Below are 16527 nucleotides of genomic sequence, written 5' to 3'. Positions count from 1 at the left end.
CGCCAGCGCAACGAACGGCAAATTTGTTACAGCGCAATTCATAGCGCAAAGCCAAATTCGCTCGTGCCATTATCGTGAAATAAAAAATAAACCACTGACAGAATAAAAAGATGCCATGACAAAAATACGTGAAATAGATTAACCCTAAGAATCCACTGACGATAATTTAATAAAAACAATCAACTACAAAAAATGCCGGGTAAAGTAATTTCGTCCCGGACGAAACCGTCGTAAACCGAGGAACGACGCGTACTGGTACCGGTTTAAAGCTAATTAAAAACCGAAGCGAGAAATTGTGACCGAGAGCAAATTCAAGAGCATCAATTTTGGACATAACTTGCAATAACTTTCATTATCGCCGACCTTAGGAGTCATTAATTACGAAGCGCAAAAAAAATCCCCATCCCTTTCTTGCACAGCGAAAAAGTGAACTATGTTGATTCCGTCAAAATTAAGTCGTCCATCCCGTCTTGAACACACTGTGGTTCGCGAACGGTTGCTGGCGAAACTTTCCGGCGCGAACAATTATCGTCTCGCGTTGGTGACCAGCCCGGCAGGTTACGGCAAAACCACGCTCGTTTCGCAGTGGGCATCGGGTAAGCATGACCTTGGCTGGTTTTCGCTCGATGAAGGCGATAATCAACAAGAGCGCTTCGCCAGCTATCTGATTGCGGCGATTCAACAGGCGACAGGCGGCCACTGCGCCGCCAGCGAAGCCATGGTGCAAAAGCGCCAGTACGCCAGCCTGCCGTCGCTGTTTGCGCAGCTGTTTATTGAGCTTGCCGACTGGCAGCGCCCGCTGTACCTGGTCATTGATGACTATCACCTGATCACCAATCCGGTGATCCACGATGCCATGCGCTTCTTCTTGCGCCATCAGCCAGAGACCATGACGCTGGTAGTGCTGTCGCGCAACCTGCCGCAGTTGGGGATCGCCAACCTGCGGGTGCGCGAGCAGTTACTGGAAATCGGCAGCCAACAGTTGGCCTTTACTCATCAGGAGGCGAAACAGTTCTTTGACTGCCGCCTCGCCTCCCCCATTGAAGCCGATGACAGCAGCCGCCTGTGCGATGACGTCGCCGGCTGGGCCACCGCCCTGCAGCTCATCGCCCTCTCCGCCCGGCAGAAAAATACCTCCGCCCAGCACTCCGCCCGTCGTCTCGCCGGCATTAACGCCAGCCACCTTTCCGACTATCTGGTCGATGAAGTGCTGGATAATGTCGATGCCCGTACCCGCAGCTTCTTGTTAAAAAGCTCGCTGCTGCGCTCGATGAATGACGCGCTTATCGTCCGCGTGACAGGCGAAGAGAACGGCCAAATGCAACTGGAAGAGATCGAACGTCAGGGGCTGTTCCTGCACCGGATGGATGACTCCGGCGAGTGGTTCCGCTATCACCCGCTATTCGGCAACTTCCTGCGCCAGCGCTGTCAGTGGGAAATGGCCACCGAGCTTCCGGAAATCCACCGCGCCGCCGCCGAAGCGTGGATGGCGCAGGGGTTCCCCACCGAAGCCATCCATCATGCGCTTGCCGCTGGCGATGCCGCCATGCTGCGCGATATTTTGCTCAACCACGCCTGGGGCATGTTCAACCATAGCGAGCTAGGATTGCTGGAACAATCGCTGGCGGCGCTGCCGTGGTCGAACCTGCTGGAAAATCCGCGGCTGATCCTGCTGCAGGCCTGGCTGATGCAGAGCCAGCATCGCTATAGCGAAGTGAATACCCTGCTGGCCCGCGCCGAGCAGGAGATGGATGTCGAAATGGACACCGCGATGCACGGCGATTTCAACGCCCTGCGCGCGCAGGTCGCTATCAACGCCGGCGATCAGGACGAAGCCGAGCGTCTGGCAATGGTGGCCCTGGATGAGCTGCCGCTGGCGAGCTATTACAGCCGCATCGTCGCCACTTCCGTCCACGGCGAAGTGCTGCACTGCAAAGGCCACCTGAGCAAATCGCTGGCGGTGATGCAGCAAACAGAACAGATGGCTCGCCGTCATGACGTCTGGCACTACGCCCTATGGAGCATGATTCAGCAGAGCGAAATTCTGTTTGCCCAGGGCTTCCTGCAGGCGGCATGGGAGATTCAGGATAAAGCTTTCCAGCTTATCCGCGATCAGCATCTTGAACAGCTGCCGATGCATGAGTTCCTGTTGCGCATCCGCGCGCAGCTGCTATGGGCGTGGGCGCGTCTTGATGAAGCTGAAGAAAGCGCCCGCAGCGGCATCGCGGTGCTGGCAAACTACCAGCCGCAGCAGCAGCTGCAATGCCTGGCGTTAATGGTGCAGTGCTCGCTTGCGCGCGGCGATCTCGACAACGCCCGCAGCTTGTTAAACCGTCTCGAAAATCTACTGGGCAACGGCCATTATCATAGCGATTGGGTCTCCAACGCCGATAAAGTGCGGGTGATCTACTGGCAGATGACCGGTGATAAAACCGCAGCGGCCAACTGGCTGCGCCAGACGCCGAAACCTGAATTCGCCAATAACCACTTCCTGCAAAGCCAGTGGCGCAACATTGCCCGCGCGCAGATCCTGCTCGGTGATTTTGATTCCGCCGAAATGGTGCTGGAAGAGTTAAATGAAAACGCCCGCTCGCTGCGGCTGATGAGCGATATCAACCGTAACCTGCTGCTGTTGAACCAGCTGTACTGGCAGGCGGACCGCAAGGGCGAGGCGCAAAAAGTGTTAATGGAAGCCTTAACCCTGGCTAACCGCACCGGCTTTATCAACCACTTCGTGATTGAAGGCGAAGCCATGGCCCAGCAGCTGCGCCAGCTGATTCAACTGAATACGCTGCCGGAGCTGGAGCAGCACCGCGCGCAGCGCATCCTGCGCGATATTAACCAGCATCATCGACATAAATTCGCCCACTTCGACGAGAGCTTCGTCGAACGGCTGCTGAACCACCCGGAAGTGCCGGAGCTTATCCGCACCAGTCCGCTGACCCAGCGCGAATGGCAGGTGTTAGGGCTTATCTATTCCGGTTACAGCAACGAGCAGATCGCCGGCGAACTGGATGTTGCGGCCACCACGATTAAAACGCATATTCGCAATCTGTATCAGAAACTGGGCGTCGCGCACCGCCAGGATGCCGTTCAGCATGCCCAGCGGTTGCTCAAAATGATGGGATACGGGGTATAACGCTGTTTAGCACAGCTCCAGCTGCAGGTTGTTGTCTTTAATCACCTTCAGCACGCCTGCGGGCGGCATGATATCGGTATAAACCGCATCGACCATACTAATGCTGCCCATGTTCACCATCGCATTACGCCCAAACTTCGAGTGATCCACCACCAGCATCACGTGGCGCGAGTTTTCGATAATCGCCCGCTTGGTGCGCACTTCATGGTAATCAAACTCCAGCAGCGAACCGTCGCTATCAATACCGCTTATACCAAGAATGCCGAAGTCGAGACGGAACTGGGAGATAAAATCGAGCGTCGCTTCGCCGATGATCCCGCCATCGCGGCTGCGCAGCTCGCCGCCGGCGAGGATAATGCGAAAATCGTCTTTCACCATCAGCGTATTCGCGACGTTGAGATTGTTGGTCACAATCCGCAGGTCATTATGATCGAGCAACGCGTGGGCCACCGCTTCCGGCGTTGTGCCGATATCGATAAACAGGGTTGCGCCGTCGGGTATTTCGCTCGCCACTTTCCGCGCGATACGCTCTTTTTCCGCCGTCTGGGTTGCTTTCCTGTCGTGCCACGAGGTGTTGACCGAGCTGGAAGGCATCGCCGCGCCGCCGTGGTGGCGCAGGATCATTTTTTGTTCCGCTAAATCATTCAGATCGCGACGGATAGTCTGCGGGCTGACGGCAAACTGCTCCACCAGCTCTTCGGTACTGACGTATCCCTGTTTTTTTACCAGCTCGATAATCGCGTCATGACGTTGTGTTTGTTTCATGAAATATCCCTGGGAATCTCTACGTTCGTTTTCGCACATTTAGCGTATCGACAAACGCCATCGCCAGCCCGACAGCCAGGCCCGCCACGTGCGCGCCATTGGCGATCGACATGCCGAAAACATCAAACCATCCAGCCACTAACCACACTAAAGAGAAGAGGATCAGACCACGCTGCAGATAAATACCGCTCTGCGGGTCGCGCTCGCCGCGCAGCCAGACATAGCCCATTAACGCATAGACTACCCCCGACAAACCGCCGAACCACGGGCCGCTAACCTGATGCTGGACGAATCCGCTCAGCAGAGCGCTGATAATGGTAATCACCACCAGTTTGCCGCTACCGATGCGCTTCTCCACCGCACCGCCGAGGTACCACCACCATAGCAGGTTAAACAGAATATGCATCAGCGAGAAGTGCATGAAAGCATGGGTAAGGTAGCGCCAGGCTTCGAATTTCAGCGAAGGATCGTAGGGCCAGGCAAGCCAGATCATCATCGTCTGATCGCCCAGAACGTTTTGCAGAATGAAGACCAGGATACAGGCCAGCAAAATCGCCCACGTAAACGGCCCGGCGTTGTTACGCAGGGTAGCTAAAAAAGGAAAGCGTTGGTAATGCAATCCGCTATTGGTATGCCCCGATTGCCAGCTGGCGGCGAGATAGCGCGGGTCGGCCGGGTTTTCGAGAAAACGGGCCAGCTCGGCCTGCACCCGCGCGGCCTGGCTTTCATCTGCCAGCCAGACATCGCTCTGCGTGTGCTGTTGGATAGTCAGGATGACCCCCTGCGTCGCCATATAGTCGACAAACGCCTGGGCCACGCGCGGGTTGGCAAAAGAGGTAATCATTAACATACAGCGGATCGCTTATTCCACACAAAGGGGGCTAGTATATACCGTACCGCGCTTATAGCGAGCCGTGCGCGACTTCCGCCGGGAAATGACGATGCCAGGCGTCAAAACCGCCATCGACGCTGTAGACGTTCTCGAAGCCCTGCTGCAGTAAATACTGCGCGGCGCCTTTGCTGCTGTTGCCGTGGTAGCACATCACCATCACCGGCGTCTCAAAATCGTTATCACGCATAAAAGCGCCCAAGGTATCGTTGGTCAAATGAAACGCGCCCGGCGTGTGCCCCATGGCATAGCTTTGCGGGTCGCGGATATCGACCAGCACCGCCTTCTGCTGATGCAGTTTCTGATGCGCTTCTTCTACATTGATACATTCAAATTGTTCCATGATTCTCTTCTCTATTGCACTTCATGACGGGCGATGACCGACCCTGATTTTACCCGCTAGTGTACCGTCAGGCGGTAAATAAACGCCAATATGTTACATGCATCACTCTGAAATGTTTTTTTGATGTTACCAAAAGCGCGTTTGTTTGCTATAGTGAGCGATATCGAACATTTATGAGCTTAAACGAAAGCGAACGAGGTGTGAGCGTGGAAATCAAAGATCTGATTGTGATAGGCGGAGGCATCAACGGTGCCGGTATCGCGGCAGACGCCGCCGGGCGCGGTTTATCCGTGCTGATGCTGGAAGCGAGAGACCTTGCCTGCGCCACCTCAAGCGCCAGCTCGAAACTGATTCACGGCGGCCTGCGCTACCTGGAACACTACGAATTCCGCCTGGTCAGCGAAGCGCTGGCGGAGCGCGAGGTGTTATTAAAAATGGCGCCGCATTTGGCCTTCCCGATGCGCTTCCGCTTACCTCATCGCCCGCATCTGCGCCCGGCGTGGATGATTCGTATCGGTCTGTTTTTATACGATCACCTCGGCAAACGCACCAGCCTGCCGGGCTCGACCGGTTTGCGCTTTGGCGCGGAATCGGTACTTAAGCCGGAAATCGTGCGCGGTTTCGAATATTCCGACTGCTGGGTCGACGATGCGCGTCTGGTTCTTGCCAACGCCCAGATGGTGGTACGTAAAGGCGGCGAGGTTCGCACCCGCACCCGCGCTATCTCGGCAAAACGCGAAAACGGCCTGTGGGTGGTGGAAGCGGAAGATATCGATAGCGGCGAAAAATTCACCTGGCACGCGCGCGGTCTGGTTAACGCTACCGGCCCGTGGGTGAAACATTTCTTCGATGAAGGCATGCATCTGCGCTCGCCGTATGGCATTCGCCTGATCAAAGGCAGCCATATCGTGGTGCCGCGCGTGCACACCCAGAAGCAGGCCTATATCCTGCAAAACGAAGATAAACGTATCGTGTTTGTCATCCCGTGGATGGATGAGTTCTCGATTATCGGCACCACCGACGTCGAGTACAACGGCGATCCGAAAGAAGTAGCGATCGATGATAAAGAGATCAACTACCTGCTGAACGTCTACAACGCGCACTTTAAAAAGACGCTGTCGCGCGACGATATCGTCTGGACTTACTCCGGCGTGCGGCCGCTGTGCGACGATGAGTCCGACTCACCGCAGGCGATTACCCGCGACTATACGCTCGATATTCACGATGAGAACGGTCAGGCGCCGCTGCTGTCGGTATTCGGCGGCAAGCTTACTACCTACCGCAAACTGGCGGAACATGCGCTGGAAAAACTGACGCCGTATTATCAGGGGATTGGCCCGGCGTGGACCAAAACCGCCGTTCTGCCCGGCGGCGATATCGGCGGCGACCGCGACGACTACGCGGCGAAACTGCGCCGTCGCTTCGCATTTATCAGCGAATCAATGGCCCGCCACTATGCCCGCACCTACGGCAGCAACAGCGAGTGGATCCTTAGCGAAGCGACTTCGCTTGCCGATCTGGGAGAAGATTTTGGCCACGAGTTTTATGAAGCCGAGCTGAAGTACCTGGTCGAACACGAGTGGGTTCGCAGCCTGGATGACGCTATCTGGCGCCGTACCAAGCAGGGTATGTGGCTGAATGCCGAGCAGCAGGCGCGCATCAGCGAGTGGCTGGCGCAACATACGGGAAAGTCTGAACTGTCGTTAGCGTCCTGACATACCCCGGGCGGCGGCTGACGCCTGGCCCGGGCTACATCACCGCACACACAAAAACGGGGCCAACTGGCCCCGTTTTACTGATGCTTAACCGATTACAAACGAACCGGGTCGATATGCCAGATATGTTTAGCGTACTCTTGGATCGTGCGGTCGGATGAGAAATAGCCCATGTTGGCGATGTTCATCATCGCTTTATTGGCCCACTCCTCCGGATGACGGTACAGTTCGTCCACCTTATCCTGGCAATCAACGTAGCTGCGATAGTCCGCCAGTACCTGGTAGTGGTCGCCGAAGTTAATCAGCGAATCCAGCAGGTCGCGGTAACGGCCTGGCTCCGACGGGCTGAACAGACCGGTGCCAATCTGCGTCAACGCCTGATGCAGCTCCTCATCCTGCTCATAGTAATCGCGCGGTTTATAGCCGTTGCTGCGCAGGGCTTCCACCTGTTCCGCGGTATTACCGAAGATAAAGATATTGTCTTCGCCAACGTGCTCCAGCATCTCGACGTTAGCGCCATCCAGCGTACCAATGGTTAGCGCCCCGTTGAGCGCAAACTTCATATTACTGGTACCGGACGCTTCCGTTCCCGCCAACGAAATCTGCTCGGAGAGATCCGCCGCCGGGATAATCAGCTGCGCCAGGCTCACGCTGTAGTTAGGGATAAACACAACTTTTAGCTTATCGCCAATCTGCGGATCGTTGTTCACCACCGCCGCCACATCGTTGATCAGATGAATAATATGCTTCGCCATATAGTAGGCCGACGCGGCCTTACCGGCGAAGATATTCACCCGCGGTACCCACTCCGCCTGCGGATCGGCTTTGATCCGGTTGTAGCGGGTGATGACGTGCAGGATATTCATCAGCTGGCGTTTATATTCGTGGATGCGTTTGATCTGCACATCAAACAGCGCCTTAGGATTGACCACCACGTTCAACTGCTGGGCGATATAGTTCGCCAGCCGCTGCTTATTCTCAAGCTTGGCGCGGCGCACCGCCTGGTTCACCGTCGGATAATCAATATGCTGAAGCAGATCGCTCAACTGGCTTAAGTCGGTACGCCATGTGTGGCCAATATTCTCATCCAGCACCTGCGACAGCGGCGGGTTTGCCAACGCCAGCCAGCGCCGCGGCGTGACGCCGTTGGTGACGTTGGTAAAGCGCATCGGGAAAATCTTTGCAAACTCGGCAAACAGCGACTCGACCATTAAGCGCGAATGCAGCTCGGACACGCCGTTGACTTTATGGCTGACGACAACCGCCAGCCACGCCATACGCACCCGGCGCCCATTGGATTCATCAATGATCGAGGTACGGCTCAGCAGCGCGGTATCGTTGGGATACTGCTCCTGCAGCGTCTTGAGGAAGTAATCGTTAATCTCGAAGATAATCTGCAGATGGCGCGGCAGGATTTTCCCCAGCATATCGACCGGCCAGGTCTCCAGCGCTTCGCTCATCAACGTATGGTTGGTATAGGAGAAGACCTGGCAGGTCACCTCGAAGGCTTCATCCCAGCTAAATTTGTGTTCATCGATCAGCAGACGCATCAGCTCAGGGATCGACAGCACCGGATGAGTGTCATTGAGGTGAATGGCGATTTTCGCCGCCAGATTGTCGTAGGTGCGGTGCAGCTGGTAGTGGCGGCTGAGGATATCCTGCACCGTCGCCGAGACCAGGAAATACTCCTGACGCAGACGCAGCTCGCGCCCGGAATAGGTGGAATCATCCGGGTACAGCACCCGCGAAACGTTCTCGGAGTGGTTCTTATCTTCCACCGCCGCGAAGTAGTCGCCCTGGTTGAATTTACCGAGGTTGATTTCGCTACTGGCCTGCGCGCTCCACAGCCGCAGAGTGTTGGTGGCATCGGTATCGAAACCGGGGATAATCTGATCGTAGGCTTCGGCGATAATCTCTTCGGTCTCTATCCAGCGGGTATTTTTCCCTTCTTGCTGCACGCGGCCGCCGAAACGCACTTTATAGCGCGTATTGTGGCGTTCGAACTCCCACGGGTTGCCGTACTCCAGCCAGTAATCCGGCGACTCTTTCTGCCGCCCGTCGACGATGTTCTGCTTGAACATCCCATAGTCGTAGCGGATACCGTAGCCGCGGCCCGGCAGGCCCAGCGTCGCCAGAGAATCGAGGAAGCAGGCGGCCAGGCGCCCTAAACCGCCGTTGCCTAAACCGGGGTCGTTTTCTTCATCAATAAGCTCTTCCAGATCGAGCCCCATATCGGCCAGCGCATTATTCACATCTTCATAAATCCCTAACGACAACAGCGCGTTAGAGAGGGTGCGACCAATCAAAAACTCCATCGACAGATAGTAAACCTGCCGCACTTCCTGCGACAGCTGGGCGCGGTTTGAACGCAGCCAGCGCTCGACCATGCGGTCGCGAACGGCGAACAGGGTGGCGTTCAGCCATTCGTGTTTGTTGGCGATCGCCGGATCTTTGCCGATGATAAACATCAGCTTATACGCGATAGAATGCTTTAACGCCTCAACGCTCAGCGTCGGTGATGCATAACTAAAGGGTGCATTCATAGCCATAGCTCCTGTGATTACATCAAGCGTTGATAGAGTTCACGATAGGATTTCGCCGCCACCTGCCAGCTAAAGTCCATATTCATCGCCTGACGCTGAACGTAGCGCCACAGCGATGGCCGCGACCACAACACAAAGGTGCGCCGGATGGCTCGCAGCAACGACACCGCGTTACTGTCCTCAAAGACAAAGCCGCTGGCGACGCCGTCGGCGAGGTTTTCCAGCGAACAGTCGGCCACGGTATCGGCGAGACCGCCGGTGCGGCGCACCAGCGGCAGGGTGCCGTATTTCAGGCCATACAGCTGAGTCAGGCCGCATGGTTCAAAGCGGCTGGGAACCAGAATCACATCGGCGCCGCCCATGATGCGGTGCGAAAACGCCTCGTGATAGCCAATCTGCACGCCGACCTGGCCCGGATGTTCGGCGGCGGCGGCGAGGAAGCCCTCCTGCAGTACCGGATCGCCGGCGCCCAGCAGCGCCAGTTGCCCGCCCTGCTCCAGCAGGCCCGGCAGCGCCTCCAGCACCAGATCAAGCCCTTTTTGGCTGGTCAGGCGGCTCACCACGGCGAACAGCGGCGCTTTGTCATCCACCTTCAGCCCCATGGCGATTTGCAGCTGTCGTTTATTCTCGGCTTTCTCTTCCAGACTATCGCGGTCATAGCGCGCCGCCAGCAGCAGATCGCTTTGCGGATTCCAGATACTATCATCGACGCCGTTAAGGATGCCGGACAAGCGGCCCTCGTGCTGGCGCTGGCGCAGCAGCCCTTCCATGCCGTAGGCATATTGCGGTTCGGTGATTTCCCGCGCGTAGGTTGGGCTCACCGCCGTGATATGGTCGGCATAGTACAGCCCGGCTTTGAGGAACGAGATCTGGCCGTTAAATTCGAGGCCGTGCATGTTATAGAACGACCACGGCAGCTCTATCTCATTCATATGCCAGGAGTAAAACATCCCCTGGTAGGCGAGATTGTGCACCGTAAACACCGATTTCGCCGGCCGTCCGCGCGCCGCCAGGTAAGCCGGCGTCAGGCCCGCGTGCCAGTCATGAGCGTGCACCACCTCCGGGCGCCAGAATGGATCCAGCCCGCAGGCCATTTCGCTACCCACCCAGCCGAGCAACGCAAAGCGCAGCACGTTGTCGGTATAGGCATTCATGTTGGCGTCGTGATATGGGCTCCCCGGACGATCGTAGAGAGGCGGCGCGTCGATCAGATAGATACCGACGCCGTTAAAATGGCCGAACAGCAGGGTGATGCGCCCGGCAAAGGTATCCCGGCGGGTGACAACCTGCGCGTCGGTAATCCCGCGGCGGATATCCGGATACCCCGGCAGCAGCACGCGGGTATCCACGCCGTCTGCTATCTGCGCCGCAGGCAGCGCGCCAATAACGTCAGCCAGACCGCCGGTTTTTAACAACGGGAACATCTCTGAACATACGTGTAAAACCTGCATTATCGCTCCTGTTTGTGCCCCAGTTTCCGCAGCATGTCGCGCGTAACCAGCACGATCCCTTCTTCTGAACGATAGAAGCGGCTGGCATCTTCTTCCGCATTCTCCCCAATAACCATCCCTTCCGGGATGACGCAGGCGCGATCTATCACGCAGCGGCGCAGGCGGCACGAGCGCCCGACCCAGACATCCGGCAATAAGACTGCCGAATCAATGTTACAAAACGAATTCACCCGCACCCGCGGGAACAGCACCGACTGCACCACCACCGAGCCCGAGATAATGCAACCGCCGGAAACCAGCGAGTTCAGCGTCATGCCGTGGCTGCCGGAGCGGTCCTGGACGAACTTCGCCGGCGGCAGCGATTCCATGTGGGTACGGATAGGCCAGTGCTGGTCGTACATATCCAGCTCCGGCGTCACCGAGGCCAGGTCGAGGTTGGCCTTCCAGTAGGCTTCCAGCGTACCCACATCGCGCCAGTACGGCTCGGCTTGCGGGTCGGATTGCACGCAGGAGAGCGGGAAAGGATGTGCATAAGCCATGCCAGCTTCGGTAATTTTCGGGATGATATCTTTGCCGAAGTCGTGGCTGGAGTTTTCGTCGAGGTCGTCAGCGGCCAGCAGTTCATAAAGGTAATCCGCATCAAAGACATAGATACCCATACTGGCAAGCGAGCGGGTGGCGTCGTTCGGCATCGCCGGCGGGTTGGCCGGTTTCTCGACGAACTCGATGATCTTCTCGCTTTCGTCAACCGCCATCACGCCAAAAGCGGATGCTTCTTCGATGGGCACCGGCATGCAGGCGACGGTGCAGCGCGCGCCTTTTTCGACATGGTCGATCAGCATGCGCGAGTAATCCTGTTTGTAGATGTGGTCGCCGGCGAGGATCACCACATACTCGGCTTTATAACGACGAATAATGTCGAGGTTCTGCGTCACCGCATCGGCGGTACCGCGATACCAGTTTTCACCGTGTACCCGCTGCTGCGCCGGTAGCAGATCGACAAACTCATTCATCTCTTCGCTGAAGAAAGACCAGCCGCGCTGAATATGCTGCACCAGGGTATGCGACTGGTATTGGGTAATCACGCCGATGCGGCGAATACCTGAGTTAAGACAGTTAGATAACGCGAAGTCGATAATACGGAACTTACCGCCAAAGTGGACGGCAGGCTTCGCGCGCTTAATGGTTAAATCCTTAAGCCGGGTACCACGCCCGCCAGCAAGGATCAGCGCCACCGATTTGAGAGGAAGTTGACGCGCCAGCATCAACGGATCGTTCTTTTCAAGCCCAACCATGATTAACTCCTTTTGATTCCCCTGCTTCACGGCGCATTCATCATGAACGCGCCGAAAACCCCCAGGGACTATGACCTTTGAAATACGCAAACTCCGTGCGCGGGCCCATGCCAGACAGCCATGATGACCGGATTATCCTCTCCGGCGAATGGAGGAACGGCGCGCCACTCCCCCGCGGGTAAAACCATATCCGCCACCTCAGCGGTGGCATTCAGCGCGATCAACCAGCGATCGGATAACAGGATTTGCAGCCGCGCGGCGCCATGCTGCCACTCGTCGGCGTTTAACGGTTCTCCGCGCTGATTGAGCCAGCTCACGTTGCCGTCATGCTCCTGCCACCACTGATTACGGGTTAACGCCGGAATGCGCCGACGCAGGTGGATAAGCGCGGCGACAAACGCGGTTAATCCGTGATTTGCCCGCCGCCAGTCCAGCCAGGTCAAAGCATTGTCCTGACAGTACGCATTATTGTTTCCGTGCTGACTATGGCCATGCTCATCGCCCGCCAGCAGCATCGGCGTTCCTTGCGACAGCAGCAGCGTGGTCAGGAGCGCATGTACGCTATCGCGCCGCCGCTCAATCACGGCAAGATTGGCTTCTAATCCCTCTATACCATGATTGTTGCTGTAGTTATTGTTAGTCCCATCGCGATTCTCTTCACCGTTCGCCTGATTGTGTTTCTGATTGAAACAGACACAATCACGTAGGGTGAAGCCATCATGCGCCGTGATCAAATTGATCGTCGCCGCAGGCCGCTTGCCATCGCGGGCAAAGAGGTCGCTGGAGGCGGCGAAGCGCTGGGCGAAGTCACCCAACGACACGTTTTGTTGCAGCCAGAAACGGCGCGCGGTATCGCGAAAATGGTCGTTCCATTCGGCAAACAGCGGCGGGAAGTTCCCCACCTGATAACCTCCCTGGCCAATATCCCAGGGTTCGGCAATCAGCTTGAGCGCCGACAATACCGGGTCGCGGCGAATGGCCTCAAACAGCGGCGCGTCCTGACGAAATTCCGGCATGCGCCCCATCACCGACGCCAGGTCGAAGCGAAAACCGTCAACGTGGCACTCATCAACCCAAAATCGCAGGCACTGCAGGGCATACTCCACCACGCCAGGATGACTGAGGTTGAGCGTGTTACCGCAGCCGGTCCAGTTGTGATAATCGCCGTCGTCCCTGATCCAATAATAGCTGCGGTTATCGATACCGCGCAGGGAGACTGTCGGCCCTTCAAGATCGATTTCCGCGCTATGGTTCAGCACGATATCGAGGATCACCTCAATACCCGCCGCGTGCAGCGCTTTCACCGCATCGCGGAACTCATCGAGCGCCCGCTGCGGCTGGCTGGCGTAGCGCGGCTCCAGCGCAAACAGCGCCAGCGGGTTGTAGCCCCAGTAGTTGCTCAGCCCCATCCGCTGCAGGCGGGGTTCGCTGGCGAACTGCGCTACCGGCATCAGCTCCAGCGCGGTAATACCCAGGCGGCGGAAATAGTCGATCATCAACGGGTGGCCCAGCGCCTGATAGGTGCCGCGGATCGCCTCCGGCAGCTCCGGATGCAGCCAGGTCAACCCTTTGACGTGGGCTTCATAAATGACCGTTTCGCCCCACGGCGTGCGCGGCGGTTTATCGCCGAGCCAGTCGTAATGCAGATCGACTACCTGCGACTTTGGCGCGATGGCTGCGCTATCGCGGGCATCCGCTTCATGCATCCCGCCATGCAGACGCTCGTCGTCCAACAGTTCACCCGCCACCTGATGCGCGCAGGGGTCGAGCAGCAGCTTGGCCGGATTGAAGCGATGCCCCTGCGCCGGATCCCACGGCCCGTGCACCCGATAACCGTAGCGTAGCCCCGGACGCGCATCGGCCAGCCAGCCGTGCCAGATGTCGCCGCTGCGCGCCGGTAGGTCGTAGCGCCGCTCGTTGCCCTGCTGGTCGAACACGCAGAGCTCCACCCGCTCGGCGTGGGCGGAAAACAAGGTGAAGTTCACCCCTTTGCCGTCATAGCTGGCGCCCAAAGGCGCCGGTTTTCCCGCGGCAAGCGTCGTCATCAGGCCTCCCGTACCAGCCAGATGGTCGCCAGCGGCGGCAGGGTAATCGACAACGAATGCTGACGACCATGGCTGGCGACGGGCTCGCTCTCAACCACGCCGCCATTTCCGGCGTTACTGCCGTGATAATGCATCGAGTCAGTGTTCAATTCTTCGCGCCAGCGTCCCGGCTGGTTAATGCCGAAACGGTAGTTGTGGCGCGGCACCGGGGTGAAGTTGCTGGCGACGATAATCTCATTGCCGGCTTTATCGCGGCGCACAAAGATAAATACCGAACGCTCATGATCGTCGACCACCAGCCATTCGAAGCCGTAGGGATCGAAATCAAGTTCATGCAGCGCTTTATGGTGGCGGTAGGTGTGGTTCAGGTCGCGCACCAGCCGCTGGACGCCATGGTGCCAGTTGTCGCCGCCCTCCAGCAGATGCCAGTCGAGACTGGCGTCGTGATTCCACTCGCGGCCCTGGGCAAATTCATTGCCCATAAACAGCAGCTTTTTGCCCGGGAAGGCGAACAGCCAGCCGTAATAGGCGCGCAGGTTGGCAAAGCGCTGCCATGCGTCCCCCGGCATGCGGTCGAGAATCGATTTTTTGCCGTGCACCACTTCATCGTGGGAGAGCGGCAGCACGAAGTTCTCGGTGTAGTTGTAGAGCATGCCGAAGGTCATTTTGTCGTGATGGTAGCGACGATGAACCGGATCGAGCTTCATATAGTCCAGCGTGTCGTGCATCCAGCCGAGATTCCATTTGAACCAGAAGCCGAGGCCGCCGTCGGCGGGCGGGCGCGTCACGCCGGCAAAATCGGTGGACTCTTCCGCCATCGTTACCGCGCCTGGCGTCTGCTCGCCGAGAATACGGTTGGTGTTACGCAGAAACTCGATCGCTTCGAGATTTTCCCGCCCGCCGTATTCGTTAGGGATCCACTCGCCCGCTTTACGGCTGTAGTCGCGGTAGATCATCGACGCCACCGCGTCGACGCGCAGCGCGTCAATGCCGAAGCGCTCGATCCAGTACAGCGCGTTACCCACCAGGTAATTGCTGACTTCGCGGCGGCCGTAGTTATAGATAAGGGTATTCCAGTCCTGGTGATAACCTTCGCGCGGATCGCTATGTTCATACAGCGAGGTGCCGTCAAATGAGGCCAGCGCAAAGTCATCCGCCGGGAAATGGCCCGGAACCCAATCGAGGATCACGTTAAGGCCTGCTGCGTGGGCGGCATCGATGAAATAGCGGAAATCTTCACGGGTGCCGAAGCGGCGTGTCGGGGCGTAGAGGCCGGTCGGCTGGTAGCCCCAACTGCCGTCGAACGGGTGTTCGTTCACCGGGAGCAGTTCAAGGTGGGTGAAGCCCATCCATTTTGCGTAGGGCACCAGTTGGTCCGCCAGTTCGCGGTAGCTTAGCCAGAAGTTATTGTCGGTATGGCGGCGCCAGGAACCGAGGTGCACTTCATAGATAGAGATCGGCGCATCGAACTGGTTCGCGGCTTTGCGTTCCGCCGGCTGTTCGACTTTGGGCGGCAAATCGCAGATAAGCGACGCGCTTTCCGGGCGCATTTGCGACTCAAAGGCGTAAGGGTCGGCTTTGACGCGCAGATTGCCGTGGGCATCGATCAGCTCGAATTTATACAGCTGGCCATTAAGCGCGCCGGGGATGAAGAGTTCCCAGATACCAGACTCTTTGCGCAGGCGCATCGGATGGCGTCGACCATCCCAGTAGTTAAATTGCCCCACTACGGAAACCCGCCGGGCATTAGGCGCCCAAACCGAAAAGCGCGTACCGGTGACGCCATCCATGGTGTCGGCGTGCGCGCCCAGGGTTTCGTAAGGGCGCAGGTGCGTTCCCTCGGACAACAGCCAGGCGTCAACATCCTGCAGCAGCGGGCCGAAACGGTAAGGGTCGTCAATCAGGTTTTGCTGTCCGTGCCAGGTGACGGCCAGCTGGTAGCGAAAAGCGTTTTTACGCCGCGGCAGCAGGCCGCTAAAGAATCCGCGCGAATCGAGGCATTCGAGTTTGCCGACTTTACGCCCGGTTTTTGGTTCAATAACCCACACTTCGGTGGCGTCTGGTAATAATGCGCGAACTTCCAGCCCCGCCTCGGTGCGGTGCATGCCAAGCACGGAAAAGGGATCCGCGAAATGACCTGCAATAAGCGCATTAATCACGTCTCTATCGATTCGATTCGACATGCTTTCATCCTGTTGTAAGTGTCGCCCTTTCCTGTAACCGGCGACTTTTTTGACCTGAACGGCGCAGCACCAACGTGCATCCTCCTGCTCCGTCCCACCTTCAGGTAAGGAACTCCTTACTTAAAGCATAGCCAAGGCTGCGTTACCTCCGTGGGGAAA

Annotated in this window: 10 protein-coding genes; 2 read left to right on the top strand and 8 right to left on the bottom strand. The window is 57.5% G+C overall.

The genetic code is table 11. The features are described 5' to 3' along the window. Window positions 1–433 precede the first annotated feature (433 nt). On the top strand, window positions 434–3139 hold the full coding sequence (gene malT / locus ACSEMK_RS11955) for an HTH-type transcriptional regulator MalT (RefSeq protein WP_045394833.1): 2706 nt from the start codon (window positions 434–436) through the stop codon (window positions 3137–3139). A 6-nt stretch (window positions 3140–3145) separates the two neighbouring features. Here malT and ACSEMK_RS11950 read toward each other — a convergent pair whose 3' ends face one another. From ACSEMK_RS11950 to glpE, 3 genes are read right to left on the bottom strand one after another with little or no spacing between them, the layout of a single operon-like run. Next, a complete protein-coding gene (locus ACSEMK_RS11950; RefSeq protein ID WP_015369351.1) occupies window positions 3146–3904 on the bottom strand; it encodes a DeoR/GlpR family transcriptional regulator in 759 nt (252 codons plus the stop codon). Between the two features lie 19 nt (window positions 3905–3923). Next, the gene (gene glpG / locus ACSEMK_RS11945; RefSeq protein ID WP_015703685.1) at window positions 3924–4754 is read right to left on the bottom strand and encodes a rhomboid family intramembrane serine protease GlpG; all 831 of its coding nucleotides are present in this window, start codon (window positions 4752–4754) and stop codon (window positions 3924–3926) included. Window positions 4755–4806: 52 nt separating this feature from the next. Next, a complete protein-coding gene (gene glpE, locus ACSEMK_RS11940) occupies window positions 4807–5136 on the bottom strand; it encodes a thiosulfate sulfurtransferase GlpE (protein WP_015369349.1) in 330 nt (109 codons plus the stop codon). Window positions 5137–5342: 206 nt separating this feature from the next. Here glpE and glpD point away from each other — a divergent pair, with 206 nt between their 5' ends. Next, window positions 5343–6851, top strand: a complete 1509-nt coding sequence (gene glpD / locus ACSEMK_RS11935) for a glycerol-3-phosphate dehydrogenase (protein ID WP_411325923.1) — start codon at window positions 5343–5345, stop codon at window positions 6849–6851. Window positions 6852–6946: 95 nt separating this feature from the next. Here the strand turns inward: glpD and glgP are convergent, their stop codons facing one another. The 5 genes from glgP to glgB all read right to left on the bottom strand — a co-directional run bounded on the left by glgP (window position 6947) and on the right by glgB (window position 16368). Beyond that, window positions 6947–9394, bottom strand: a complete 2448-nt coding sequence (gene glgP, locus ACSEMK_RS11930; RefSeq protein WP_047047942.1) for a glycogen phosphorylase — start codon at window positions 9392–9394, stop codon at window positions 6947–6949. Between the two features lie 17 nt (window positions 9395–9411). Next, complete coding sequence (gene glgA, locus ACSEMK_RS11925; RefSeq protein WP_430914885.1) at window positions 9412–10845, bottom strand: glycogen synthase GlgA; 1434 nt, start codon at window positions 10843–10845, stop codon at window positions 9412–9414. Beyond that, complete coding sequence (glgC, locus tag ACSEMK_RS11920) at window positions 10845–12140, bottom strand: glucose-1-phosphate adenylyltransferase (RefSeq protein ID WP_015703688.1); 1296 nt, start codon at window positions 12138–12140, stop codon at window positions 10845–10847. The genes glgA and glgC overlap by 1 nt, the downstream gene beginning before the upstream one ends. Window positions 12141–12208: 68 nt before the next feature. Next, entirely contained in the window at window positions 12209–14185 is a 1977-nt protein-coding gene (gene glgX / locus ACSEMK_RS11915) for a glycogen debranching protein GlgX (protein WP_316425075.1), read from the bottom strand. Then, complete coding sequence (glgB, locus tag ACSEMK_RS11910; RefSeq protein WP_213794140.1) at window positions 14185–16368, bottom strand: 1,4-alpha-glucan branching enzyme; 2184 nt, start codon at window positions 16366–16368, stop codon at window positions 14185–14187. Before glgB ends, glgX begins: the two co-directional genes overlap by 1 nt. Between the last annotated feature and the right edge of the window lie 159 nt (window positions 16369–16527).

The sequence above is a fragment of the Klebsiella sp. K-3 genome (assembly GCF_051207495.1).
GTDB lineage: Bacteria > Pseudomonadota > Gammaproteobacteria > Enterobacterales > Enterobacteriaceae > Klebsiella > Klebsiella aerogenes.
Note: the sequence above shows the minus strand (reverse complement) of the source record. Positions and strands in the feature narration are given on the sequence as shown.